This window comes from Gordonia sihwensis NBRC 108236, from assembly GCF_000333035.1.
GTDB lineage: Bacteria > Actinomycetota > Actinomycetes > Mycobacteriales > Mycobacteriaceae > Gordonia > Gordonia sihwensis.
The window spans coordinates 38,920-63,093 of sequence record NZ_BANU01000034.1 but is presented as its reverse complement, the minus strand read 5'-3'; the positions used below and the strand labels follow the sequence as shown (position 1 = coordinate 63,093).

The window sequence follows — 24,174 nt, the reverse complement described above, 5'->3', positions numbered from 1 at the left end:
CTACGAGAGGAAACTCGCCGAAGGAATGTCGAAGAAGCAGGCCCTGCGTTGCCTCAAACGACAGATCGTCCGAGCCGTCTTCCGAGCCCTCGAAACCGACTACCAAAACCGCATCAACCCGGCCCTGAACACCGCAGCTTGACATAGGAGCTATGAGTAGCCCAGCGAACGCAGTGAGCCGGGCGTATCGAGACGATCACCAACCCGCCACCCCCTTCACTCCGACTCCGACTGCCCCTCCAGCGCCGCCAACGCTCGCCGAGCCGCTTCCAGCTCCCGGCTCAACTCCTCGACCCGCCGCTGAGCCTCCTCCCGCGCCGCGTTCAGCACCGACGACGCCGCCTCCAGCGCCACGTCGTCACCGAGTTCGCGCATCGCAGACTCGACGGAGTCAGCAGCGACACTGCGCGACCGCGTGGGCTTGCGTCCGCCGCGAGTCACCGATACCGACCATTCGTTGTCGGCCGAACCGAAGACCGTCACCGTCACCGACGACGGTGCCTTCTTGCTTGCCGCGCGCTTCGCCGGCCTGGTCGCAGTCTTCGGCGCCGCCGCGGTAACTGGTATCTGAGCCGCCGATGCGTCGGTCTTCGGCGCTTCGGCCGGTCTTGGCTGAGCGGCCTTCTTCGCTGCCGCGGGCTTCGCGACCTTCGCCGCCTTCGCCGGTTGAGGTGGTGCGTCCTTGGTCATCCGCAGTTCATCGGCTTCGTAGGGGAGTTCGTCGTCGACGCCGCGCGGTTTGATGGTCAGCGTCGTCCCGGCGATCGCGATCACGCGCGCCGAGGCGCCGGGCGCGAGGCCGAGGCTGGGTGTGCCCTCGCGCAGATACACCGTGGCGCGTCGCCCCTCGGCCAGCGCCGAGTTCAGAGTGGCGAGGTCGTCAGCGGTCAGAGACTCCGATGCCAAGCGGCGGCGCGGGGGCATGGCGGGCCTTTCTCCTCGTTCAGATGCGGCTGTGAACACTGTGCCACAGCCGGACGACATGTTCGCACAGATGTGCGATCCGGTGCGTCGGTGGGCCCGCTGGTCAGTGACATGGACGCGGGATGCGGTGAGGTGTCGGCGATGCCACTGCGGATGGTGTCACCTCGCGTCCTGCAGGGTCGAAGGCGAGTGGGTACCGTCGGAAGTGTCGTCCAAACGAGTGGCGACGAAGTGTGGAAGATGCAGATCCATCCGCTATTCAAGGAGGACAGATGAGCTTTTCCGACGATGCACAGAACAAGGCTGAAGACCTGAAGGGCCGGGCGAAGGAAGCCGTCGGCGCCGCGACCGACGATGACCAGTTGCGTACCGAGGGGCAGACCGACCAGGGGAAGTCTGCCGCCAAGGAGAAGGTCACCGAGGTTGCGGACAAGGTCAAGGAAGGCGTCGATGCCGTGAAGGACAAGTTGACCGGCCGCTGACCGTACCGACCGGAGCGGCCCGCCACCCGAGAGTTCGGGTGGCGGGCCGCCGTCGTTCAGCAGGGAGATCAGTCCGTGTTCACCATTGTTGGTGCAGGTCTTGGTCGCGTCCGATGACGCGCGCCTGAGCCACCACGCCCGCGATGACGAGCACGATGTAGGCGGCGTACCACCACCAGTGATGACCGATGGTGGATGTGACGCTCGCCCGCGAGAAGTCGTCGAGCGCGATCGTTGACGTCAGAAGCATGAGACCGCCGACGATCGCCGTGGCGCCGCCGAGTGCGCTGAGCACCACGAGCAGTAGCGCGGGCAGATTCAGTGCGATGGCAGCGACCGCCAGGAGGATGCCGACGAGCACGCCGACCACGATGATGACCCAGTTCCAGGTCACTCCGATGGCGGCCATCAGTGCGGTGCCCAGGACGAAACCGATGGAGGCCATCGCCAGCGTCACCGCCACCGCGTAGTACAGGTACGCCAGGAGGGCGAAGAGGATCGCGACCGCGATGCCGACGATCCATCCGACCGCAGTTGAGAAGAAGCCGTCTCCGGTGACGGCGGAGACGAGCCCCGCACCGAGATTGAGGCCGACGAAAGCGCCCCACACGGCGATGACGACACGCATCGCCACCACGCCTCGGAAGCAGAACAGAATGCCGATGATGATGGCGATGAAGCCGATCAGGATGCTGGACATGGCGTAAGCGTAGTGCGCGCTTCGTGTCCGAATGGGCGGCTTCGCCTGGCGAGGGTGAAGTGCGTACGTTCGCAGCGCGCCGCGGCCGCCGGTTCTGGTCAGCCCTCGTCCGTTGTCTCCACGACCTGCGTCACCCTGGCAGTGACCTCGGTGTCGCTCGACGGTGTTTCGACCGATGTGCTCTGGTCGATGGTCACCTGTGTGCCCACCATCGTGAACTTGTCGAGGATCGGATCCTCGCCGCCGTCGATCTCGTAGAGGACTTTGAAACTACGGTCCGTGAGGACGCTGGAAGCACCTTTGAAGGTCGGCTCGAGAGAGATCGTGACGAGGCAGCCGGCGGAACCGAAACACTTCTTCTCCTCTGTCAGGACGGAGAGACTGAAGTCGGCTGCCGTGACCGGGACGGTCGAGACCCCAGTCGTCGGCGGGTAGCTGTATTCGGGCGATGCCGCGGTCTCGGTCCCGGAGGTCGCGGACTCGTCCGACCCGATCGCGTATCCCACTGCACCCGAGCCGACTGCGATGAACACCGCTGCGACGATCGCGAACAGAATCCGGCCACGCTTACGCGGGCGCTTCGGCGCGGCAGCGCTTTCGGGTGGTGCAAGGGTTCCCGGCGGTGTCGCGAATGGACTCGTGGGCGGGGGATACCCGGCGGCGGCGAAATGATGTTCGCCGGTCGGCGGGACTGGTCTGCCCGTGGGACCGTCGTTGCCCGCGTCGTGTTCGTTCATTTCCTCTCCTTCGTTCTGTCTGTTTTGCGATGGTTCCGAGAACGTACGACTGAGCTACGACAAGAATCTGATCGCTGCACGTCCCGCGCGCCGACGTCTGCGGCGGTCGTATGACGATCAGCGCTGGTGACAGGCGGTCGGTGTGGTCCGTTCGGGTGGATCTCGATTGCGCGTTCTCGCGCCCCGATCGACTCAGGAGCGGGAACTCTGCGGCGTACCTGCGGCCGTACGCTGGACGAGTGCACGGCGAATACAAAGTTCCTGGTGGCAAGCTGGTGGTGATTGACGTCCACGTCGAGGATGGGAGGCTCTCGCGGGTATCGCTGTCGGGCGACTTCTTCCTCGAACCGGACGACGCTCTCGACGTCATCACCGAGGCCGTCACCGGTGCGTCCGTGACGGCCGATACGTCCGGTTTGGGCGCGCTCATTCAAGCGGCACTGACCGCTGACGTCTCGATGGTCGGCTTCACGCCCGAGTCGGTCGGTATTGCGATCCGTCGTGCGCTCGGTCATGCCACGAGTTGGCACGACCACACCTTCGACGTCGTCGAACCGGTCGTCATGGCGCCCGCGATGCACGTCGCGCTCGACGAGGTGCTCCTGCGGGAGGTGGCGGCGGGGACTCGCCCGCCGACCTTGCGCTTCTGGGACTGGGACTCGCCGCTCGTCGTGATCGGCTCGTTCCAGTCGGTCCGCAACGAGGTCGACGAGGAGTCCGCCGCCCGCCACGGCATCGGGATCGTCCGGCGCATATCCGGTGGCGGCGCGATGTTCATGGAGCCGGGCAACTGCATCACTTACTCGCTCGTCGTGCCGACATCGCTGGTGGACGGACTCAGCTTCGAGCGGTCGTACGAGTTCCTCGACCAGTGGGTGATGGGCGCCCTCGCCGACGTCGGCGTCAACGCCCGCTACGTCCCGATCAACGACATCGTCTCCGACCACGGCAAGATCGGCGGCGCCGCGCAGAAGCGCATCGTCGCCGGCGCCGTGCTGCACCACGTCACGATGTCGTACGACATCGACGCCGACAAGATGACCGAGGTCCTGCGGATCGGGCGAGAGAAGATCTCCGACAAGGGGATCACCAGCTCCGGCAAGCGCGTGGATCCGATGCGGTCGCAGACGGGGATGACGCGTGCAGCGATCATCGAGGCGTTCTTAGATCACTTCCGCGGGCGGTACCGGACGCGGGAGGCCGGGTACACGGATACGGAACTGGCGGCCGCGCAGGAGTTGGTCGACGAGAAGTTCAGCAGTCAGGAGTGGACGTACCGGGTGCCGTAGTCCGAACGCTCGACGGTTGCCTGGCCCGCGCGATAATCGTTCGTTTCTGTCGGAGTCTCGTGCCACAGTGCCAGGCATGAGCAATTTCGAACGTATCGACTCATTTCGCGGGTCGAACTTCTTCTTGTCGAACTTCTTTGAGGACGAGTTCACGGTTCCGACCCTCGGGACCGTTCCGTCGTCAGAGCATGCGTTCAACGCATTGAAGACGCGGGATCCGAACGAGCAGGAGTACGTCTTGTCGGCGAGTAGTCCGGGGGAGGCGAAGCGCCGCGGGCGGTCCGTCACGCTTCGGGATGACTGGGATGTCGGTGGGCGTGTTCGCGCAATGCAAGTCGTCCTCCAGTACAAGTTCGGATCCCGACGGATGCGCGAGCTTCTGCTCGGAACCGGCACCGCCGCTCTGGTCGAAGGCAACTCTCACCACGACAACTTCTGGGGTGATTGCCGGTGCGGTGGGCGTAGATGTGCGGCGCCCGGCGTCAATGCCCTCGGAGAACTGCTGATGGCTGAGCGTGCGAAGGACGGTCGCCTGAGATGAGTGGACACGAAAGTGCACTCAATCGTTGCTCGGTGACTGATGCGTGGATACGCGCGTCAATGACGGTGGACATTCGAACTGTCGTGGCCTCAACACGATCACCGCGATCAGGTCGATCGCTGACGCGGGTCGGATCGGGATCGCGAACGTAGGAGGGTAGACCGTTGTCGTCGACGATCGACTGCACCGTGGCTCCGGACTATCCGCACTCGCCAGGGTTCGAGCCGTGACGCCGTCACTCAGGCATGCTGCAGACCGCCTGCTCCGGACCGCTATCGGTGACGGTAACGGTTCCGTCGAGTCGGATGCGACAGTGCTGCGAAGTCGATCCTCTAACAGCGATGTACATGCTCCTCGAACTCTCCGGAGTCACATTGATCGACGTTGAATATCGGCCTACAGCATTTGAGTATGTCAGTGCGTATGTTTGCCATTCTCCGGGTGCGTAGGCGATCTGCACGTTGGGTGTATCGGCCTCGACCGTGAGGAGAGCTTCTGAACCGGGGGCTCGGCAGTGGAACTGGCCGCTGGTGATCGGTGGACTCGGAGCGAGGCGTTGCGGTCGGTCGCGTGCGCAGGGCCGTCTCGGCTACGTCGTCCGCTTGGGTCGGAGTCGACGATTCGTCACCGAACGCGCCTTCGCAAGTGATCATCCAGCGGCCGTTCAATCGAACCCAGTGCTGTGTCTCGGTCTCACCAGCTGACTCTGTGACCACAGTGCCTTTGTCGCCGGACTCGTTCACCGAGATGATCCGACTAGGTGCGGACGGAGTGGCGGGATCATCTTCAGATCCGGCGAACGCTTCGACGAAGGCGTTGATCATCGCTGCGCACGACGGCTCGGCCCAGTACTCGACGAATTTCTTTTGCGCGATCGGCGACGATCCCGCAGCCTCGATGGCATCTCCCTCCTTGTCCATACGTTCTGCCGCGCTGCGCAGCGACTCGGGCTTCGGCGCGAAGATCTGTTGCACGGCCGACTGCGCGGAAGTGTCGGAGCCTCGTTGTCCGAGCATCAGGCCGACGCCGGCGGAGATTGCCAATAGGAGAACCGTTGCGACACCTGCGAGGATCCAGATGAGTCGTCGTGAGGATCGCGCTGGCATCGACGACGTCGGGAAGTCATCGTGAATCGCCCCGGGTTTCGTGGAGGCTCGGTTAGTTGGATCCGACCTCGGTGAGGACCGGATTCTGACGGTAGTGCTTCGTGGGTTGTGATGCCCAGTGGTTGGCCTCGAATTCAGCTGGCGGGACGAGCCCGATCTCGCCGTGAAGCCGTCGGTGGTTGAACCAGTCGACGTATTCAGCGACCGCGATCTCGATGTCACCGACGTTCTTCCAGCCGCCCTTGGGCCGCATGACGGGGTTGCGGATGCACTCAGCCTTGAACAGCGAGTTGAGCGCCTCGGCCATGGCGTTGTCGTAGCTGTCGCCCTTCGACCCGACGGATGCGACGGCGTTGGCCTCGGCGAGCCGCTCGGTGTAGCGAATCGCTCGATACTGGACTCCTCTGTCGCTGTGGTGGATAAGGCCAGTGAGGTCCTGGTCGGCGCGCTGCCGGGCCCACAGCCCCATGTCGAGGGCGTCCAAAGCGAGGTCAGTGCGAAGCGAGGTCGACACCTGCCAGCCGACGATCATCCGGCTGAACACATCTAGGACGAACCCGACGTAGGCCCACCCGGCGTGTGTTCTGACGTAGGTCAGATCGGCCACCCACAGCTGGTTCGGTGCAGTGGCGACGAACTTCCTGTCGACGAGGTCTTCCGGACGTTCGGTCTCGGCGTCGGCGCCGATGGTGGTCTTGCGGGTCTTCTCCCGACCGATGCCACGTAGGCTCATCCTTCATCAGTCGCTCGACGGTGCACCTGGCGACCTTGAGGCCCTCGCGGTTGAGCTCGGCGTGAATCTTGCGGGCGCCATAGACGCCGAGGTTGGCCTTGTGAGCATGCCGGATATCGATGACCAGCTCAGCGTCTCGTACCGCACGTGCCGAGGGTGGCCGCTTCTTAGCGGCGTAGTAGGTGCTCGGGGCGATCTGCACGCCGGCGTCCTTCACCACAGCGCAGATCGGCTCGACCCCGAACCGGTCGCGGTGCTGATCGATATAGTCGACCAGCACCGCGGTGGGTACCTCTACTTGATCTTGCGGTCGAGCTCCGCTGCCGCGAAAAACGCCGCAGATGTCTTCAATATCTCGTTCGCCCGACGCAGTTCGCGGACCTCGCGCTCGAGCTCGGCCAGCCGCTGCGCGTCGTCGGTCGTGGTACCCGGCCGAACACCGCCGTCGATCTCGGCCTGACGGACCCAATTCCGAAGCGCTTCGGGATGAACCCCGAGCTGATCGGCGACCCGCTTGATCGCCCCACGAGCGGACTCGGGGTCCTTCCTGGCGTCCATCGCCATCCGCGTCGCCCGCTGCTGGAGCTCAACGCTGTACTTCCCCGGTCCTGCCATGACTCTCATCATCCTTCCCAGGATTGAGAGCCTCCATCAGACCCGGGGCGATTCAGTACGTCCTTCTCAGTTGTGCCAGGTCGCGGAGTCGGGGCCGGGCCAGATATCGGTGAGCCTGTCGACCAGCCACTGTCCGCGGTCGTCGATCGCTGCGGTGTCCCAGCTTTCCTGCTCGGCCAGCCAGGCGTTGAGCAGCAGCCGGCTGTGCCGGTTCAGGGCAGCACGCTTGGTGGCCCAGGGAGCGTTCGACATGGCCGAGTTCAGTGATCCGGCGACGATCGTGAGGTTCCCGAGCCGGTGGACGCGGGCGTCTCGGGCCGTGGTGATCGCCTCGTGGTCCGCGCTGCTCGTATCCGCGTCGACCGGCCAATGCTGGTCCCACTGCTGGGGCATCAGGTGTTCGAGGGAGAGGTCCGAAACCTGTGCCACGACATCGGTCTTGCGCGAGTCCAGGCTCGATTCGACTGCGGAGAACGCCATGATCAGACGCTTGCGGCTGATGTAGTCGTAGACGTCGCGGGTTCGCAGAAAGGTGGAGAACTCGCCGTCACCGGGCCAGCGGGTCGCGTATCCCTCGCCTGCTGCGAGGACGGCGAGGAGTGCGGTGTCGGCGTGGGCCGGGTCCGCCTTGATGGCCGCGATCATCCGGGGCACGATGCGGTTGTAGTTCTGGGTGGTCAACCGCATGAGTGCCCGCCGCGCGAGGAAGGACTCCAGGATGCGGAGCGCACGTCGACGAACATTCAGGGTGATCTCGGGGGTGCGAAACAGGAGCAGGACCACGGGTAACGCAGTTCCTGCTCCCAGCGGTTCGAGTCGCGCGATGAAGTCGCCTTCGACGGTTCCTGTTTGGAAGTCGTCGAAGGACCGCATGACGGCGGCGTCTTTGCAGAGCTCACGGAGCAGTGCCTCGGCGTCGATGCCGGGTTGCAAGATGCTCTGCCGGAACGTTGCGAAGAGTTCGGTGGCGGGGATGACGCGTTCGAGCTTCATCGCGAGCCAGTGCATCAGGAAGTGTTCTCCGACAGGGCGGTTCAAACGCCCCTGCCGGCGAACGGCACGCCAGTAGTCGTCCTCCAGGGCGGGCTTCCACAGGTTGTCGTACAGGTCGTCGGTGTCGCGGTGTTGACGCGACGCCTCCCGGAAGACGGCGTTCTTCACCAGGTCGAGGGCGAGGAGCGGCGTGCCGCGAGCATTGAGTGTCTCGAAGATGACCTGGGCGTTGTCGTTGGGCTCCAACGTGATCGAGACGACCTTGAGGAGGTCGCTTAAGGTGATCCGAAGACGTTCTGCGCGGTCGAACAGCGCGCCGTCCTCGGACGGAGTGTCGTCGTCAGCGCCGGCCAGGTACTCGGCAACCCGGTTGACGAAGTAGTCGTACGCCTCGTCGATCCGATTGTTCGGATCGTCCTCGCGGTCGTCGGTGGGGCCCGCTGGCGCCATGACCGCGGCGAACGAGTCGCGATTGGCGTTGGTCGGCCAGACCTTGAAGCGTTCGATCCCCTTGGACTTGCGCTCGTTGTTGGAGATCAGGTCGCGCAGGAGGGCGGCGTCGTCGTCGGCACCGGCATTGCTCATCGCATTGGCCGTGGCAGCGATGAGCAGCTGCATGGTGGTCAGTCGCTGCTGTCCGTCGATCACCGTGTACTGCGGGATCTTTCCCGGTGCCGTCGGTTCCTGGTCGAGGACGATCGCACCGAGGAAGTGGGTGGGGAAAGACGCGTCGCCGGACTCCTGGTGCGCGAGGAGCGCGCTCACGTCATCCCACAGCGGTGCCAGCTGCTCGTCTTCAGTCCACACGTACGGGCGCTGGTAGAGCGGGACGATGTAGCGGACGTCGCGCTCGAACAACTGTTGAACGGTGTGGGTTTCGGGCTTCACTGGCTCAGGCCTCCGTATCGTGTGGTGCTTCAGGTGAGTTTGCAGGACGCGACACCACGAACTCTCGGTTCGGACACGTTGGTCGCGGGCTTCCGGAGCGATTGACGGAGCCGGTGCCGGCGGTGACGAGCTCCAGCTGTGGACGCTGGTGGAACGTGCTGGAGAGGCGTTCGAACGCGGCGGCCTGGTGGCCGTAGGGGGTGAATCCCGTTGGCCACCAGTCCAGGTGCATCCTCCAGTTCCCACCCGCCGGGGCGAACGGCAGGCGAAGGCGCACGTAGCGGTCTTTGAACATGCCGATGTCGGGGTGTCCAACGAAGTCCGACAGGACGCCCTGGGCGTCGGGGTCGGTGAGGGCGAACGTGGTCGCGAGGTAGTCGGTCAGGCCTTCTCGGATGTGGTTGGCCTGGATTGTTGGAAGTAGGACCCCCACAGCTGTTGCCGCCCTTCTCTACGATGTCCCGCAAGTCGAGCATGCCCTATAGGAAGTGTCCGTCCGGCATTGGGATCAGCCACAGTTCCGGGACAGGTGCCAACTCAGACATTATTATTGACGACGAACGCTGCTCCACTTGTTGGCCCTCTGAACGAGCGCGTTCCGCATGACGGTCTCGTCAACGGCTAGATAGCGCTGGGTAGTTGCCAGCGAAGCGTGTCCGAGGATTACCTGTACGAGCCGCACGTCGTGAGTCTCGTTGTGGAGCTCAGTTGCGCACAGGTGGCGGAGCTGATGCATGGTTGTTCCGTCTCCGAGTGCGCGTGAGACAAGAGTCCCGACCCAGTGCGCTGAAAGGTGGCTGCCTGACGGGCCCGGAAAGAGGAACCCTTTATCCGCGCTCCGGAGTGCGGACGCCAGATCATCGGGCACAGGCAGGACCCGTTGCCTCATGCCTTTGCCGTGGACGATGAGCGACCACCCGTTCGCGCCGTCAGTTACGACAAGGACTCCGAATCACATTGGCTGTCGGTTCTGTATGCCTTGCTCGAGGGGGCATCGGAAGCTCTTGAGATCAGTAGGGATGACATCGACGGCACTCTCTCGTGGAGCAAAGACGGCAAACGCAGCATCGTTTTGTTCGATACGGTGCCCGGGGGAGCGGGCGCGTCGAAGAAGATCGCCGAGAACCTGCAGCGGGTCGTCAGGTTCGCGGTGGATCGCGTGAGTCGGTGCGACTGTGGTGAGGAGACATCGTGTTACGGCTGTCTGCGGTCGTACCGCAACGACCGGCATCACGATCGTCTTTCGCGCGCCGGAGCTCTGGCGATATTCAACGAGCTGAGGATTGAAGGCGTCCGAGACGCGGTTGACGGACCGTGGGGACAGACTCTCACGCACACGTCGAGTTCCGTGATTGAGCTGTTTGCTGAGCTTGCCACGCTTGGCGTCGCCAAGCCTCAGATCGGAATCGACATCGGTGAGTACTACTGGCCTGCCGAGGCCTTGTGGACGGAGTCGCGGGTCGTCCTCGTCGAGGGTGAAGATGATGATCGTGACGCGGCGTTGGCCGCCGACGGATACAAGGTGTATCGCGTGGCGGATACCGTCGCCGACCAATTAGCCGAAGCGGTTGGAAACACGGTCTGATCGCACGGCATCGGCCGGGCACGATGAGTGACAACGGGCGAGCCACGTGATGCCTTTGCTGTACTTGGACTTCGTGGCCAGACATTCGTGGCCTTCTTCCGGAAGATGGTATCGCTTCCGGAAGAAGGCCACGAGGGGACGAGTACTACCCCTTCAACCGATCCAGCGCCGCACTCAACCGCTCGACCGTCCCGTCCACGTCTGTCAGCTTGTCGACGCCGAACAGTCCGATGCGAAGCGACGAGTAGTTCTCGCCCTCGCCGCACTGCAGCGGGACGCCGGCGGCGATCTGCAGACCGACCTCCTTGAACGCGGCGCCGGTCTTGCGGGTGGCGTCGTCGGTGAAGGCGACGACGACGGTCGCGGCGTCGAAGCCTTCGGCGGCGACAGACGGCATGCCGTTCGCGGCGAGCAGCTTGCGAACCCGGCTGCCCAGGTCGAGCTGACGGCTGCGCAGTTCCTCAGCGCCGAGGTCGACGGTCTCGCGCATGAGCTCGACGTTGTGCGCGAGCGAATCGGTCGGCATCGTCGCGTGGTACGGGGCCTGGCCGTCGACGTACGAGTCACTGATCGAGAGCCACTTGCGCAAGTCCATCGCGAAGCTGGTGGACGTCGAATTGAGGACGGCGTCGCGGCCGCGTTCGCGCAGCATGACGTAGCCGGCACACGGGGTGCCGCTCCAGCCCTTCTGCGGCGCGGTGAGGAGGACGTCGACGTCGATGGTGGCCATGTCGACCCACAGCGCACCGGAGGCGACGCAGTCGAGGACGAACAGTCCGCCCACCTCGTGAACCGCCGCGGCGAGAGTCGTCAGGTAGTCGTCGGGCAGCAGAATGCCGGACGCGGTCTCCACGTGGGGAGCGAAGACCACCTCGGGGCGCTGTTCGCGCACCGCGGCCACCACTTCGTCGATCGGCGCCGGAGCCCACGCGGCTTGGTGGGCGTCGCTGACCGGACGCGCCTGGCACACCGTGACCTGATCGGTGATGCCACCGGTCTCAAGGATCTGCGACCACCGGTACGAGAACAGGCCGTTGCGCACGACGAGCACGCGGCGCCCGGTCGCGAGCTGACGCGCCACCGCCTCCATGCCATAGGTGCCGCCGCCGGGAACGACAGCGACGCTGCCAGCGTGGTAGGTGGTGCGCAGGATGCCGAGGAGATCCTGCATGACGCCGATGAACCGCTTGGACATGTGGTTCAGGGAACGGTCGGTGAACACGACCGAGTACTCGAGCAGGCCGTCTGGATCGATGTCGTCATGAGGAAGAGTCACCTGACCAGGTTCTCATGACGTGGTCGGTTCGGTGTGCCGGGCCTGCGGATACAGTGACGCGGCCGACACCGACAGTCGTGCGGCCCGCAGAGAAGTGGGCGAGTACGCTATCCGCAGGCTCTGACACCTCTCGGCAATCCGAGGGCGGCTGCGGCGGAACCGAACCGGAGGTTCCGTCCGGGAAGTCGGTGCCACGATCCTCCAGTTCGAGTGAGATGCCTTACTTGCCTTACTTAAGGGCTTAACTATAGGACTGGGGTCTGACATTCGTCCGTTCGATCGACAGGTCTGGGGAGCTGTCGTCCTGGTGTACCGCGGGTGGTGACACCCGTGCCCCGATCACTTCGCCGATCGCTCGGCCCAGTCGCTCGACCGACTCCGGGTTGACCGCGAAGTGTCTGTCGAGCAGGACGTCGTTGCGGATCGCCACCGTGATCGCCTGGACACGCTGGTCGTTTCCGTACTGTGTCTGGGGCACGTACCGCCGCGGCTGCGGTATGTCGGGTCCGGCGGAGACCAACTCACCGAACGCGATGACCGCCGCATCGAGAAGCGCCGCCGGAGTGTGTGAAAAGTCGATGCCGCGACAGGCCTCGGGGTGTGGCTGCTGCTGGTCGTCGACCGGAGTCGACTCGTTCGGGTACGAACAGATGTCGACGATCACCGCGCAGCCGGTCGCGGTCAACCGCTCTTCGATCAGATCGGTCACCAGCCAGGCGTAGGGCTGGATGTGGTCGATCGGGTCCGCATCACCGGGCGGACGTGGTGCTTCTGGTAGCGGCGAGAGGTCGTTCACGATCAGGTGCGGACGAACCGCCGCGTGCGTCCGCGCGCACTTGGCCACCGATTCGGTTGCGGCGTCCAGGGACTCGAGTGGGATCGACGGTGCGATGGAGTGCGGCCGTGCGAGCTGAGCACGGCGGGCGACATGAAGCAGGACCGGCGAGTCGGGGTTTCCGTTGAGAATCGTTGCGCGAGGGGGCATGTTGGTCCTTCACACGTAGTGGCGCCGACGAACGGCACGTCCCCGCCCATGCGGCAACGTGACAGACAAGCACGGGCCTACGACAATCCGGATCCTCGATCTACACATGGCGGTCCGCTCAGGGTTGGCGGAAGTTCTCGCGATCATTCATGTCAGACCCTCCGGATAACATCGAATGCAAGTTCGATTCGAACGGAGGGGGATCAATGAACATCAAGGTCAGAGGTGATTCGGGATCCGCGTCGGCGGTCTCGTCGGTGGTGGTCGACGAGAGTGCGATCGTGATTCGGATCGGTCGTCCGGGAGGTACGGGAGAGTCGGCGGACTGCACCTCGCGGGCCGATCGTTCTGCTCTGCTCGGGTTCGCGGCGCGAGCGGACTGCTATCAGGGGCTGGTGTTGTGGCACCGCTACGAAGCGGTGTACGCACTGCTGCTAGCGAAGCAGGCCGAGTCCGATGGCCCGGCCGGCGGTGTCGAGTCGGGTGCCGACGTGTACACACGGCTCTACGATCCGCTGTGCCAGGTCGCGGCGTCGTATGCGACGGCGGCAGGCGTGCGGCAGTGCACGGCTGAGCATTTCGTGGAGGCCGCGGTGGCGTGCATGGAGCGGATTCCGGCGGTGGGCCGGTTGATGCGTGACGGGCTGATCTGCCCGGCGTGGTTTCGTCGGGTGGTCGAGCAGACGGCGCTGGTCGACGATGCGGATCTGCTGGCGTTCATCGACGCCGAGATCGCGCACACGCTGTCCGTGGTGGGCAAGCTGTCGGCTGGCCGGGTGGAGGCTCTGGTGAGTTCGATTGTGGCTGAACATGATCCGGATGCGGTGACGCTGACCCGCGAGCAGGTGAAGCTCGCCAAGCAGGTGCGGGTGAACCCGCTCGGCGAGGGCGTGTCCGAGGTGATCGTGACGGCCTCGACCGAGGACGCGATGGTCGTGAAAGACGTGCTGGACGCGGTGATCGCCGGAGTGTGCTCGCACGATCCGCGGACTCGCGGTGAGCGTCGGTCGGCGGCAGCCGTCGCGCGTCTGGCGGGGACCGACTTCGTGTGCGAGTGCGGTCGGGACGATTGCACCGCCGAATTGTCGACGGAGGCGATTGCGTCGCGGTGCGCACGGGTGGTGCTGCACGTTGTGGTTCGCAAGGAGACTCTCGGAGGGGAGTCCGACACCCCGGCCCATCTGGACGGCTACGGCCCGATCTCGGCCGAGCACGTGCGGGAGCTGGCGGCTCGACCGGACGCGGTTCGGCGAGAGGTGGATCTCGGCGAGCTCGTCGATCACCAGGCGCAGCGAGGCAACGCCTATCGTCCGACGGCGGCGGTGGACGCGGCGGTGCGGGGTCTGTTCGGTACCTGCTCGTGGCCGGGATGCGAGAGGGCGGCGTGGAAGTCGGATCTGGATCACGTGTGCGAGTTCAACCACACCGATCCGAGTGCCGGCGGCCCGACGTGCGTGTGCAACCTGAATCCGAAGTGCCGCTTCCATCATGGTCTGAAGACCTTCGTCGGCGGATGGGTCGACGATCAGGTCGTGGACGCGAACGGTGTGATCTGGACAGAGGTCACCACGCCGGAGGGGTTCACGGTACGTCAGCGGGCGTTGAACATGCGGCTCCTGCCGGAGCTCGGCCACCTCACTTGCAGACACCCGGCGCCGACACGCCCAGGATCCGGACACGCCGGTGTTGCACCGGAACGACCGCGTACGCGAGTGGAGGCCAAGCATCAGTACCGGATGCGGCGGCGGGCGGCGAATCGTCGAGCTCGTGAGGTCGTGGAGGCTGTGGTGCCGACGGGGGCTTCGGTGACGGAGTGCGGGACGGTGTGGGGGACGGAGTGGGGTGAGCCCCAGTTCTGAGGGTGCGAGAACGCCGGCGGCGCCACCGAGCGGGCGGATGAACCGGTGTGTCATCGCGTTCGAGCTGATTGAGAATGCCGATCGTGGCGCCGGTCAGATCTGGGTGAGGGCACCGAGATGGCGGTCGACCGCCTCGATCGCGCCGGCCGCCGACAGCCCCCGCGGATCGCTCAACAGATTCAGCAGGAGTCCGTCGATCAGAGCGACGGTGGTCCAGGCGGCTTGATCGGCGTCGAAGACCGTCACGTCCTGGCCGCGTCGCTGCGCGAGCCGGAAGGCGTCGGCGCAGAGCCGATGCTGTTCGGTGATGAGGTCGTGGCGGATGGCAGCGAGGGTCGGCTCCACCACCGCTCGCGTGCTGAACGCGAGGTACACCGCCGCTTCGCGGCGGCGCACGTCGTCGAGGGGGAGGAACTCGAGGAGGGCGCGTCGCAACACGGCACCGACCGGCCCGTCGTACTCGATCGCGTCGACCCGGGCGGCGATCCGCCGGTTCACTTCGTCGAAGGCCATCGTCAGCATCTGTTCTTTGGAGTGGCAGTAGTACTGCACGGTGCCGATCGACACCGCGGCGGCGGAGGCGACTTCCCGCACGGTGACGCCCTCGGCGCCGCGTTCGGCGGCCAGCCGCAGCAGGGTGTCGAGGATGCGGTCGCGGACGGAGGCGTCGGACATGAGAACAGTGTAGCCGAGTATCTATACACTCGTATGATACGAGCGTATGATTCTAGTATGGCTGGCACGCGAGACCTGGTCCTCGACCGCCGCTCCGCATCACGGCGGAGGCGACGGCCCGGTCGCGCCGTCTGGCTCGCGGCTGCCGGATGGTTGGTGATCAACGCGGTGCTGATCGCGGTGGCCGGACGGCATCTGCCGCTGCACGCGAGCGAACTCGCCGAACCGCCCACCGCCCAGAAGGTGATCGGCACCGACCTGATGTATCTCGAGGTCTTCGCGCTGATGGTCGTCGTGCATCTGCTCACGCGCCATCGGAGGGTGCCCGACATCGCGACGCGGGCACCCGAGCGGACCAGGGCGCGCGCCGAGGTGGCCGCGACGCTCGGCTACGGCGTCGCGGGCATGGTCGGCGGCTTCCTGCTCGGGCGCGCCTTCGGCTGGCACGCCTTCAGCTTCCACCTCGACGGCATGGTGATCCGCACCGACCAGCCCGTGACGATTCCGGAGACGCTGAGCTGGGCGTTGTACAACCTCATCGTGTTCGCCGTGGTGCCGCTGATCGTCTTCCGGCGGCGGTACACCTCCGAGCAACTGAGTCTGACGTCGTCCGACCGCCGTGCCGACCTCCTGCTGATCGTCGTGGTCCTGCTCATCGAGTCGGCCGTGCAGTTGGCGGTGGCGGGATCGTCGTCGATCCTCGGACTGCCCGCGCATCAGGCACTGCTGGGCGCCCCGCTGACCCTCGTGCTGGGGTTGGCGGGCACAGCTCTGCCGACGATGGTCTTCATCTACTGCATCCTGACGCCGCGGTACCTGAAGCTGACCGGGTCGGTGCCCGCGACGGTGGTGCTCGGCGGTCTGACGTATGCGACCCTGCACTTCTTCGACGGATGGACCAACTTCGCCTCGCCGTCGGACGCACTCGTCTCAGTGCTGTACCTGTTCCTCTTCTACACCGGTCCGGGGATGTTCAAGACCTTCATCACCATCCGCAGCGCCAACGCGTGGACGCATCTGTGGGCCTACCACGCCATTGCACCGCACACCCTGCTCGATACGCCGATGTTCGTGAAGATCTTCGGGATCAGATGAGTTCGCGCTCGCGGCGATCGTTGCCGGTGGTACGGCAAGATGAACCCATGGACACTCGGCCGCCCCGGACAGCACCCGACGCCGGCCCGACCGGTCATCTCACGCTCGCCGGCGGGCCGGACGCCGTCGCGACGCTCGATGTGAAGCGCTCGAAGTTCCTCGCCGTGGTGCGCCGCGTGGACTCCGAAGCCGCGGCCCGCGAACTGATCGCCGAGCAGAGGCGCGCTCACCGCGACGCGCGGCACCACTGCTCGGCATTCGTGCTGGGAGCCAGAGGCGAGACGACCCGCACCAACGACGACGGCGAGCCGTCGGGCACCGCCGGCGGCCCGATGCTCGACGTGCTGGTGGGAGCCGGACTCAGCGATGTCTGCGCGGTGGTGGTGCGCTGGTTCGGCGGAACCCTCCTCGGCGCCGGCGGGCTCGTCCGCGCGTACGGCGACGCGGTGTCGCTGGCATTGCAGACGGCACCGCTGGTGCGCCGGGAGCCGCGCTCGCTGTGGCGGATCCGGCTGGCACACGCGGACGCGGGACGTGTCGAGGGGCTGCTCCGCTCGAAGGGCGCGCAGGTGATCGACACCGAGTACGGCGCCGACGTGACCCTGGTGGTCGCGGCCGAGGCCGACGACGTCGAGGCGGTGGTCGCGGCGGCGACCTCGGGTGCGGGGACGGCCGAGCCGGCGGGCCGGACATGGGTGGACGTGCCAGTTCCAGACGCCCAAACCCGCTGACGACCGAGCCGGAACTGATAGACAGGGGAGAGGCACCCCAATCGATAGGAGCGAGTCATGGGCGACAATGTCTACCGCGTGATCGAGGTCGTGGGTTCGTCGACCACCGGCACCGACGACGCCATCCGCAATGCGATCAGCCGGGCGGGTGAGACCGTCAAGAACCTCGACTGGTTCGAGGTGGTGTCGACCCGCGGCCACATCGAGGACGGCGCCATCGCGCACTTCCAGGTCACCGTCAAGATCGGGTTCGCACTGGAACCGCGCGATACCTGAGCAGGCTCCCGACTCAGGCCTCGTGCACCAACTCCCGCACCGCACGCTTCTCGCGGTACTGCTCGATGGTGAGGCACTGGAGCTGTGAGTAGCTGCCGCCGCGGTTCTCCACGTATCCGACCGCGGAGACGAAGGGTTCGATCGTGTAGATCTTCGTCAGCGGCGTGACGATCAGCAACTGCAGGCCGAGGCGCGCGAACAGCGACAGCGCGTAACGGGCCGAATCGTCCGAGCCCCGGCCGAAGGCCTCGTCGATCACCACGAAACGGAAATCGCGCGAGCGGGTGGCTCCCCACTTGAGGTCGAACTGATAGGCGAGCGATGCGGCCAGGATCGTGTACGCGAGCTTCTCCTTCTGGCCGCCGGACTTGCCGTCGGAGTCGGTGTAGTTCTCGTACTCCCCGTCGCCGTCGAGGTATCGCTCCGACGCCGCGAAGGTGACCCAGTTGCGCACGTCCGTGACCTGCTCGGTCCACTTGCGATCGAGGTCGGTGAAACCCTCGCGGCCGCGGAAGCGCTCCACCAGAGCCTTGACGAGGAGGAACTTCTCCTCGGCGTACTGATCGTCGCCGCCGGAATCGAAGGAACCGTCACTGCACTTGCGCAGATCGGCGCGGAACTCCCGAATGTCTTGCGCGGCCGTCGGATTCACGTCGAGCCGGATGTAGCGTCCCGGGTTGTACTCGATCCCGGCCAGCGACTCGTTGATCGTGTCGATCTTCGAGTGGATCTGGTGGACTTCTTTGTTGAGCTTGGCGGCGAAGATCGCGATGTCGCGGATCGCATTGGTGTTCAGATAGTTCTTGAACTCCGATTCGAAGCGGGGGAGATCGTCCTCCGCCAGCCGACGATGCAACTCGCGGTACTCGTCGGCCGATGCGATGTCCGCGTCGAACTCCGTGGTGAGAACCGGATGGTTGCGGTTGAACTCCGACATCCGGTTCACCACACGCGTCTCGTACGTTCCCGCACGGCTCGTGTGCTGCTCGGATTCGTCCGTGAGCTTCTCGGTCAGCGACGCCTCCAACTCTGCGCATTCGGCGACGGTGAGCACTTGGTCGGCACCGCCGTCGACCTTGGCTCGGTAGGCCTGGACCGCCTCGGCGATCGCTTCGAAGTAGGCTTCGGCCTCGGCGAACTCCGGTTCGGCGAGCACCGCCTGCGCCGCATTGCGCGCCTTCTCTCCTTGATCGCGCGCCATCTCCAGGCGGGAGACCTTGTCGCGCAATCCGTCTCGAGTCGCGTCGGCGGCCGACAGCTGTTCGCGCGTGGCGGCGACGGCGTCGGTGACTTCCGCGAGTTCGGTCGAGGAATGCTCGAGCTCGGTCTTGCGCTCGGTGATTTCGGCGATCCGGGCCGCCGAACTCATCCAGTCGATGACATCGAAGCTCGGGTAGGCGTCCAAACCGGTGAGCGCATTGCGGCGGTCCATCAGGGCTCGCCGCCGATCCTCGAGATCGGCGATCTCCTGATCGACCCGGTTGAGGTCGTCCTGCACCCGCTGGCCGGCGGTGAAGAGCGCGGTGATCTTCTGCTCGTTGCTCCAGCCGAGGACGAAGTTCCGACGGTCGTCGACCCGCTGGGAATCGTCCTTCTCGTGCCGCCCGCCGCCGGAGCGGACCTGCCCGTTGACCGTCACCGCGTAGTCCGCGGCGCGGAACTCCTCGAGCGTCTCGGCGCACACATGCCGGGCCCGCTCGAACAGCCGGCGTTCCAGCCAGGTCTCGAAGCGTCCCTCCTTGATGTCGATCTTGTGTGCGAGCGCGGTCGGCGGCGGCGTCGGCGCACCCTTCGACGAGACGTGATCGGACACCTTGAAGTAGACGACGCGCCCGCCCAGATGATTCGCGTCGATCCATGCCGAGACCTCGTCGTACAGGTCGGCGGCGACCAGCAGGGACAGGCCGAAGCCGCGCAGCACCCGTTCGGCGGCGCCCTCCCAGCGGCTCTCGTCCGCGCGGACGCCGATGAGTTCGCCGACGAACGGCAGCTCGTCGTGCGGAAGGCCGACGCCCTGGCAGATCAGCTCGCGGATCCGCAGATTGCGTTCGGGGATATTGCTGGTCCGCCCGCGCAGGCTGGCGATCTCGCCGGCGACGCGCCGCCCCTCGCCGTCCAACTGCCTGCGGCTGTACCGGACCTCGTTGAGCGCGTTGTCGACCTCCGCGGCCTCGGCGTCCAGCGCCTCGACGGCGTCCGCGACCTCGGTGCGGCGCTGTTCGAACTGTCCGCGGTCGGAGACCGGCGCCAGCCCGGCGTCCTCGATCATCCGGGTGTACCGCTCGTGTGCCGCGGCGCGTTCCTCGCGTTGGCGCGCAGCGTCGACGATCTGCTGTTCGAGCGCCGCGATGTCGGTGCCGCCGAGACCCGCCTGGCGCAGCTCCAGCTCCCGCAGGCCGATCCGCAGGTCGGCCAGATCACGGTCGACCGCTTCGAGCGCCGCGCGGGTGGCCGCGAGGTCACGGTTGTGGTTCTCCAGTTCACCGGCGAGAAGGTCGTGGCGCTGCTGGGCGAAGTAGTGGCGCAGGGCGCCGCGCCGGGCCTTGAGCTCGGCGGCCATCTCGACGTGACGGCGGTAGCGGTCGTCGTCGGCGAGCAGCGGTCCGAGTTCCTCGAGCTGAGTGCGTGCCAGGACCACCGCGTCGTGGGCGGCGGTCAGGTCCTCGAAATGCGAGACCATCGTGTCGACCCATCCGCTGGAGTCGAACGGCTCGAGCATGTGGTCGCGGACGAAGTCGTTGAGGTTGCCGACCGCCTTCATCGACACGGTCTGATGGAACAGTTCCATGGCCTGCTCGGAGCGGATGGCGAGCGCCCGCCGGTAATCGCGCCCGTACTCCGGGAAGTGCTCGTGGATGCGGGTGTCGCCGTCTTTGAGGCGCTTGCGGAGGGCGCGCAGGTCGGAGCCGAAGTCGGCGAAGTCGGTGGCGATGTCCAGGGCGCGGTCGGTGACGGTGAAGAACCGCTCGGGCTGGCCGCTGTCGTGCCGCATCGAGAACACCTGCGCCAGCGTGACCGTTTCGTCGTGGCCTTCGTTGTGGAAGACGCCGAGGATCACCGAATAGTTCGACATCCCGCGCAGTGCCACCGGACGCGACGCGCCGGTCACCTCGTTGCGCTCGGACTTGTAGTAGCCCAGAACGTATGAGCGCAGGTCGCGCTCGCGCGACTCGCCGCCCGCGGCCTTGTTGTAGGCCACCCGGTGGGCCGGCAGGAGCAGCGTGGTCAGGGCGTCGACCAGCGTCGACTTGCCGGACCCGATGTCGCCGGTGAGCAATCCGTTCTGGCCGTCGAGCACCAGCGTCCACACACGCTGGTCGAAGGTGCCCCAGTTGAGCACCTGGAAGCGCTGGAGCCGGAATCCCGACCGTGCCGAATCGGCGTTCTCGAGTTCGGTGGGCGCGAACAGTCCGGTCATCGTCGCTCCTCGGTGGCGATCTCGGCGTACTCGGCCAGGTGGGCGTCCAGATCCGACAGCCACTGGGCGTCGACGTAGGCCTTGATGACCCGCCGGACCTCGTACTCGCCGTCCTGGCCGGGCATGCGGCGCAGGAAGCCGAGTTCGACGACGCGCCGGATCGCGGTGTCCGCCTGGTCGGCGATCCGAGCTTCGTTGGTGGTGGCGGGGAAGAAGGGGCTGACCATTTCACGCAGCTGCGCACCGGTCACGATCAGACGGTTGCCCGCATCGGAGGTGTCGTGCTCGGCGAGCTTCTTGCGCAACAGGGCCAGCAGCAACGACGGATGCAGCGGCAGTTGGTGGCGGGCGACCAGACGCCCGATCCCGAGGTCGGCCAGCTCGTCGTCGCTCTTGGACCGCAGGAAGGCATATCCCTCGGCCTCGTCGATCACGACGGTGAGACCGAGCGTGGCGACGTAATCGCTCACCTGCGCGGCCAGGCCGAGGACGTGGCGCCAGGCGGTCTCGGCGGTGTCGCGGTAGACGACGCCCTTCATCAGCGAGGTGACCGCGAGCGAGAGGTTCAGCTCGTCGCGGGGGACGGGGCGGCTCATCGAGTCTCCTGGTCGGGGGCGGTGGGGTCGGCGGTCGGATTCACGGTGGGGCCCGCGGTGGGGCTCGCGGTAGGGGACGGCCGGGTGTAGATCACGCGCGGGACGCGAGCGACACGGCGGCCACCGCTCTCGTCAGTCCACGAGACCGTCTCGTCGGCGCTTTCGTCGAAGACCTTCCCGAAGCCGTCGTCGGTGAGAGACAGATAGGTGACCAGTTCGGCGAGCCCCTGTTCGAGGGGACGTTCGGCGAGGACTTCGGCGAGCGTGACCTGGCCGGAGCGGCGCAGCGCCCGTCGGACGCCGTCGATCAGCGGCGCGGGGTCGACGTGGATCTGCTCGAACAGCGCTTCCGAGGCCCCCTGAGCCTCGCCCTCCTCGATGCCCTCGCTGGCGACCTCGACCGCCGCGGCGGGACGGTACAGCGGACGCTCGAGGGGCAGATTCACGCTCGGTGCCGGGGAGTCGATCTCCTGGGCGAAGTCGTCGACGCGGCGGTCGCGGATGGCGTAGGCCGACGACTCGATGCTCCGCAGCAGGTCCATGACGCGGCGGTTCTCGAGCCACGCCTGGTCGTCGAGGAAGCGGCGCAGCTGCTCCGACAGCCGGCGGACCGTGTCCTGCGCGCGGGTTCCGGCGTCGAGCCAGTCGTGGTGGATGTTGGTGAGCCGGATGTCGGAGTCGGCGACCTCGTCGAGGCCCTGCGCATGCCGGACCAGTTCGTCGAGCTCGTCGAGTCGGTCGGCGGAGAGCAGGAGGTCGTAGAAGGCCTGGAAGCTGCGGCCCTGGTCGGAGTCGCTGATGACGTTTCGGCTGCCGACGATCTCGTCGAGCAGTTCGCCCTTGGTGCCGCGCCAGGTGGCGATGCGCTCCCGCATCTGGCGGTCGAGGGTGCGGAAGTTGGTCTCCACCTCACGGAAGTCGGAGAGCAGCGCGCGGGCGATGTCGGCGAACTGCTGGTAGCGCTCCCGTCGGCTGGTGGCGTCGAGGACCTGGAACTCGCCCCGCTCGGCGGCCTCGATCTCCGCGTCGAGTTCGGCGCGACGGCGGCGCAGTTCGGCGAGCCGGACCTCGGCGTCGGTGGTGGTGCCGTAGACGATCTGCCGCAGTAGTTCCAGCACGGTCTTGAGACGTGACTCGGTGCCCACGAAGTCGCGGTCGCGCAGCGACCGGACCCAGGCCACGGCGCGCTCGACCGCCGGGGTCGCGTCGTAGTGCGGCTCGTCGCTCTCGATCACGTAGTACTTGCGCAGCCACGCAGTATCGGCGGCCGACCACTCGTCGAGGTAGGCCTTCGGCGATCGCGGATAGGTTCCCTCGCCGAGCCGCTCGTTCAACGAGTACAACTCCTCGTCGAGCAGGCTGACCAGTGCCGACTCCGAGATCTCGCGGACGTTGTCGTCGACGAAGACCCGTCCCAGGAACGACAGCAGCAGCGGCGCGTTGTCGGCCCTCAGCAGTCGCCAGGCCGCATTGCTCCTCCGGACGGCGACGATCTCGTCGAATTGCACTGGGCCAGGGTAGCGGGGTCCGGAGCGTGGGCGGGCTCACGGTGGCGGCGCCGCCGGACCGATGATCGCCGAGCCCTGTCCGGAGCGCGGTGCTCGGACTACCCTCGGCGACATGGCACGCACCATCGCAACCAATACCTCTGTGACCCTGCCCGAAGTCCTCGACTTCGCCCGATCGCGGCATCACATGATCCTCTCGACGACGCGGCGGGACGGCACCGCGCAGATGTCACCGGTCACCGCGGGAGTGGACGATCAGGGCCGGATCGTCATCGCGACGTATCCGGGCCGGGCGAAGACCGCCAACGCGCGCAGGAACCCGACCGTCAGCGTTCTGGTGCTCTCGGAGAGCTTCAACGATGCGTGGGTGCAGATCGACGGGACGGCCGAGGTCCTGGACATGCCCGAGGCCGAGGACGCCCTCGTGGACTACTTCCGCAGCATCGCCGGTGAGCACTCGGACTGGGACGAGTACCGGGCGGCGATGCGGCTGCAGAACAAGTCCCTGATCCGGATCACGCCGCAGCGGTGGGGGCCCATCGCGACCGGTGGCTTCCCCCAGGAGGTCGCGGACCGGCTGGACGCCGCGGAGAACTGAGGACACGGGAACTGAGGACACTGAGGAGACGGAGGAGACGATGGCGAGCATCGACGTGGTGCGCGCGGACATCACCACCCTCGACGTGGACGCGATCGTCAACGCGGCCAACAACGCGATGCGGGGCGGCGGGGGTGTGGACGGCGCGATACATCGCGCCGGCGGTCCGGCGATCCTGCGTGACTGCATCGCACGGTTTCCGGACGGCCTCGCGACCGGCGATGCCGGACACACCACCGCGGGCGATCTCCCGGCGCGATGGGTGATCCACACCGTGGGGCCGAATTACGCAGCGGGACAGAGGGATCGGTCGCTGCTGGAGTCGTGCTACCGCAGGTCGCTGGAAGTGGCCGACACGCTGGGGGCGGCGACCGTCGCATTTCCGCTGATCAGTGCCGGTGTGTACGGGTGGCCCAAGGACGACGCCGCCGCGGCGGCGGTGCAGACGGTCCGTGCGACGCCGACCGGCGTGTCGTCGGTGCTGCTCGTGGCGTTCGACGGCGCGCTCGAACAACTGCTGCGCGAGGCCGTCGCTCACTGAGCATCCGCGGTTGCGGCGCTTCC

The 24,174-nt window shown here is 66.2% G+C and carries 22 protein-coding genes, 1 pseudogene and 1 other annotated feature; of the genes and pseudogenes, 10 read left to right on the top strand and 13 right to left on the bottom strand.

The annotated features are described in order from the left end of the window. Positions 1-216 precede the first annotated feature (216 nt). A complete protein-coding gene (locus GSI01S_RS16940; protein ID WP_006897854.1) occupies positions 217-924 on the bottom strand; it encodes a DUF6319 family protein in 708 nt (235 codons plus the stop codon). A gap of 272 nt (positions 925-1,196) precedes the next feature. On the opposite strand from GSI01S_RS16940, the gene GSI01S_RS16935 reads away from it, so the two are divergent. After that, on the top strand, positions 1,197-1,406 hold the full coding sequence (locus GSI01S_RS16935) for a CsbD family protein (RefSeq protein WP_006897852.1): 210 nt from the start codon (positions 1,197-1,199) through the stop codon (positions 1,404-1,406). 79 nt (positions 1,407-1,485) lie between these two features. Here GSI01S_RS16935 and GSI01S_RS16930 read toward each other — a convergent pair whose 3' ends face one another. Together GSI01S_RS16930 and GSI01S_RS16925 are read right to left on the bottom strand one after the other, a co-directional pair. Next, positions 1,486-2,106 (bottom strand): TM7S3/TM198-like domain-containing protein, encoded by a 621-nt coding sequence (locus GSI01S_RS16930; protein ID WP_006897851.1) that lies wholly within the window; start codon positions 2,104-2,106, stop codon positions 1,486-1,488. A 98-nt stretch (positions 2,107-2,204) separates the two neighbouring features. Then, positions 2,205-2,843 (bottom strand): hypothetical protein, encoded by a 639-nt coding sequence (locus tag GSI01S_RS16925; RefSeq protein ID WP_006897850.1) that lies wholly within the window; start codon positions 2,841-2,843, stop codon positions 2,205-2,207. Positions 2,844-3,082: 239 nt separating this feature from the next. Between GSI01S_RS16925 and lplAB the strand changes: the two genes are divergently transcribed. Then, positions 3,083-4,132: a lipoate-protein ligase LplAB gene (gene lplAB / locus GSI01S_RS16920; protein ID WP_006897849.1), complete on the top strand. Its 1,050-nt coding sequence runs from the start codon at positions 3,083-3,085 to the stop codon at positions 4,130-4,132. Between the two features lie 76 nt (positions 4,133-4,208). After that, positions 4,209-4,673: an NADAR family protein gene (locus GSI01S_RS16915; protein ID WP_051999695.1), complete on the top strand. Its 465-nt coding sequence runs from the start codon at positions 4,209-4,211 to the stop codon at positions 4,671-4,673. Positions 4,674-5,005: 332 nt separating this feature from the next. Here GSI01S_RS16915 and GSI01S_RS20360 read toward each other — a convergent pair whose 3' ends face one another. The 4 genes and pseudogenes from GSI01S_RS20360 to GSI01S_RS20715 all read right to left on the bottom strand — a co-directional run bounded on the left by GSI01S_RS20360 (position 5,006) and on the right by GSI01S_RS20715 (position 9,897). Next, positions 5,006-5,716 (bottom strand): hypothetical protein, encoded by a 711-nt coding sequence (locus GSI01S_RS20360; protein WP_006897847.1) that lies wholly within the window; start codon positions 5,714-5,716, stop codon positions 5,006-5,008. Positions 5,717-5,831: 115 nt separating this feature from the next. Beyond that, a pseudogene (locus GSI01S_RS16910) lies at positions 5,832-7,127 on the bottom strand (IS3 family transposase). Then, positions 6,700-6,849: a sequence feature (AL1L pseudoknot), on the bottom strand. (Overlaps the previous pseudogene by 150 nt.) 66 nt (positions 7,128-7,193) lie before the next feature. Further along, positions 7,194-9,008: a DUF262 domain-containing protein gene (locus GSI01S_RS16900; protein WP_006897844.1), complete on the bottom strand. Its 1,815-nt coding sequence runs from the start codon at positions 9,006-9,008 to the stop codon at positions 7,194-7,196. Between the two features lie 547 nt (positions 9,009-9,555). Further along, entirely contained in the window at positions 9,556-9,897 is a 342-nt protein-coding gene (locus GSI01S_RS20715) for a tyrosine-type recombinase/integrase (protein ID WP_081598150.1), read from the bottom strand. A gap of 9 nt (positions 9,898-9,906) precedes the next feature. Between GSI01S_RS20715 and GSI01S_RS16890 the strand changes: the two genes are divergently transcribed. Next, positions 9,907-10,593: a DUF1998 domain-containing protein gene (locus tag GSI01S_RS16890; RefSeq protein WP_006897841.1), complete on the top strand. Its 687-nt coding sequence runs from the start codon at positions 9,907-9,909 to the stop codon at positions 10,591-10,593. Positions 10,594-10,738: 145 nt separating this feature from the next. Here GSI01S_RS16890 and GSI01S_RS16885 read toward each other — a convergent pair whose 3' ends face one another. Together GSI01S_RS16885 and GSI01S_RS19635 are read right to left on the bottom strand one after the other, a co-directional pair. After that, positions 10,739-11,869, bottom strand: a complete 1,131-nt coding sequence (locus GSI01S_RS16885) for a pyridoxal-phosphate-dependent aminotransferase family protein (protein WP_006897840.1) — start codon at positions 11,867-11,869, stop codon at positions 10,739-10,741. Between the two features lie 241 nt (positions 11,870-12,110). Then, on the bottom strand, positions 12,111-12,854 hold the full coding sequence (locus GSI01S_RS19635) for an N-formylglutamate amidohydrolase (RefSeq protein WP_006897839.1): 744 nt from the start codon (positions 12,852-12,854) through the stop codon (positions 12,111-12,113). A 206-nt stretch (positions 12,855-13,060) separates the two neighbouring features. Between GSI01S_RS19635 and GSI01S_RS16875 the strand changes: the two genes are divergently transcribed. Then, positions 13,061-14,713, top strand: coding sequence for a DUF222 domain-containing protein (locus GSI01S_RS16875; protein ID WP_006897838.1), 1,653 nt, complete (start codon positions 13,061-13,063; stop codon positions 14,711-14,713). Positions 14,714-14,806: 93 nt separating this feature from the next. On the opposite strand, the gene GSI01S_RS16870 is transcribed toward GSI01S_RS16875, so the two are convergent. Further along, complete coding sequence (locus tag GSI01S_RS16870; RefSeq protein WP_006897837.1) at positions 14,807-15,388, bottom strand: TetR/AcrR family transcriptional regulator; 582 nt, start codon at positions 15,386-15,388, stop codon at positions 14,807-14,809. Positions 15,389-15,445: 57 nt separating this feature from the next. Here GSI01S_RS16870 and GSI01S_RS16865 point away from each other — a divergent pair, with 57 nt between their 5' ends. Genes GSI01S_RS16865 through GSI01S_RS16855 form a run of 3 tightly spaced genes read left to right on the top strand, consistent with a single transcriptional unit; the run spans position 15,446 to position 17,490 of the window. After that, positions 15,446-16,483, top strand: a complete 1,038-nt coding sequence (locus GSI01S_RS16865) for a hypothetical protein (RefSeq protein ID WP_081598149.1) — start codon at positions 15,446-15,448, stop codon at positions 16,481-16,483. Positions 16,484-16,530: 47 nt separating this feature from the next. Beyond that, a complete protein-coding gene (locus GSI01S_RS16860; RefSeq protein WP_006897835.1) occupies positions 16,531-17,214 on the top strand; it encodes an IMPACT family protein in 684 nt (227 codons plus the stop codon). 57 nt (positions 17,215-17,271) lie between these two features. Then, on the top strand, positions 17,272-17,490 hold the full coding sequence (locus tag GSI01S_RS16855) for a dodecin (RefSeq protein WP_006897834.1): 219 nt from the start codon (positions 17,272-17,274) through the stop codon (positions 17,488-17,490). A gap of 13 nt (positions 17,491-17,503) precedes the next feature. Here the strand turns inward: GSI01S_RS16855 and GSI01S_RS16850 are convergent, their stop codons facing one another. The 3 genes from GSI01S_RS16850 to GSI01S_RS16840 are packed head-to-tail and all read right to left on the bottom strand — an operon-like array spanning position 17,504 to position 23,012. Next, a complete protein-coding gene (locus GSI01S_RS16850; RefSeq protein WP_006897833.1) occupies positions 17,504-20,908 on the bottom strand; it encodes an ATP-binding protein in 3,405 nt (1,134 codons plus the stop codon). After that, entirely contained in the window at positions 20,905-21,504 is a 600-nt protein-coding gene (locus tag GSI01S_RS16845) for a DUF4194 domain-containing protein (protein WP_006897832.1), read from the bottom strand. Before GSI01S_RS16845 ends, GSI01S_RS16850 begins: the two co-directional genes overlap by 4 nt. Next, positions 21,501-23,012, bottom strand: coding sequence for a DUF3375 domain-containing protein (locus tag GSI01S_RS16840; RefSeq protein ID WP_006897831.1), 1,512 nt, complete (start codon positions 23,010-23,012; stop codon positions 21,501-21,503). Before GSI01S_RS16840 ends, GSI01S_RS16845 begins: the two co-directional genes overlap by 4 nt. 112 nt (positions 23,013-23,124) lie before the next feature. On the opposite strand from GSI01S_RS16840, the gene GSI01S_RS16835 reads away from it, so the two are divergent. After that, positions 23,125-23,610: a PPOX class F420-dependent oxidoreductase gene (locus GSI01S_RS16835; protein ID WP_039868008.1), complete on the top strand. Its 486-nt coding sequence runs from the start codon at positions 23,125-23,127 to the stop codon at positions 23,608-23,610. Between the two features lie 40 nt (positions 23,611-23,650). Next, a complete protein-coding gene (locus tag GSI01S_RS16830) occupies positions 23,651-24,151 on the top strand; it encodes an O-acetyl-ADP-ribose deacetylase (RefSeq protein WP_006897829.1) in 501 nt (166 codons plus the stop codon). Positions 24,152-24,174: the final 23 nt, after the last annotated feature.

Coding starts and splice junctions, on each gene's coding strand:
- GSI01S_RS19635 (WP_006897839.1), bottom strand. CDS start 12,854: ATGCCCCCTCGCGCAACGATTCTCAACGGAAACCCCGACTCGCCGGTC.
- GSI01S_RS16845 (WP_006897832.1), bottom strand. CDS start 21,504: ATGAGCCGCCCCGTCCCCCGCGACGAGCTGAACCTCTCGCTCGCGGTC.
- GSI01S_RS16835 (WP_039868008.1), top strand. CDS start 23,125: ATGGCACGCACCATCGCAACCAATACCTCTGTGACCCTGCCCGAAGTC.
- GSI01S_RS16870 (WP_006897837.1), bottom strand. CDS start 15,388: ATGTCCGACGCCTCCGTCCGCGACCGCATCCTCGACACCCTGCTGCGG.
- GSI01S_RS16855 (WP_006897834.1), top strand. CDS start 17,272: ATGGGCGACAATGTCTACCGCGTGATCGAGGTCGTGGGTTCGTCGACC.
- GSI01S_RS16830 (WP_006897829.1), top strand. CDS start 23,651: ATGGCGAGCATCGACGTGGTGCGCGCGGACATCACCACCCTCGACGTG.
- GSI01S_RS16915 (WP_051999695.1), top strand. CDS start 4,209: ATGAGCAATTTCGAACGTATCGACTCATTTCGCGGGTCGAACTTCTTC.
- GSI01S_RS16925 (WP_006897850.1), bottom strand. CDS start 2,843: ATGAACGAACACGACGCGGGCAACGACGGTCCCACGGGCAGACCAGTC.
- GSI01S_RS16850 (WP_006897833.1), bottom strand. CDS start 20,908: ATGACCGGACTGTTCGCGCCCACCGAACTCGAGAACGCCGATTCGGCA.
- GSI01S_RS16875 (WP_006897838.1), top strand. CDS start 13,061: ATGAACATCAAGGTCAGAGGTGATTCGGGATCCGCGTCGGCGGTCTCG.
- GSI01S_RS16865 (WP_081598149.1), top strand. CDS start 15,446: ATGGCTGGCACGCGAGACCTGGTCCTCGACCGCCGCTCCGCATCACGG.
- GSI01S_RS16930 (WP_006897851.1), bottom strand. CDS start 2,106: ATGTCCAGCATCCTGATCGGCTTCATCGCCATCATCATCGGCATTCTG.
- GSI01S_RS16935 (WP_006897852.1), top strand. CDS start 1,197: ATGAGCTTTTCCGACGATGCACAGAACAAGGCTGAAGACCTGAAGGGC.
- GSI01S_RS16860 (WP_006897835.1), top strand. CDS start 16,531: ATGGACACTCGGCCGCCCCGGACAGCACCCGACGCCGGCCCGACCGGT.
- GSI01S_RS20715 (WP_081598150.1), bottom strand. CDS start 9,897: ATGAGGCAACGGGTCCTGCCTGTGCCCGATGATCTGGCGTCCGCACTC.
- GSI01S_RS16940 (WP_006897854.1), bottom strand. CDS start 924: ATGCCCCCGCGCCGCCGCTTGGCATCGGAGTCTCTGACCGCTGACGAC.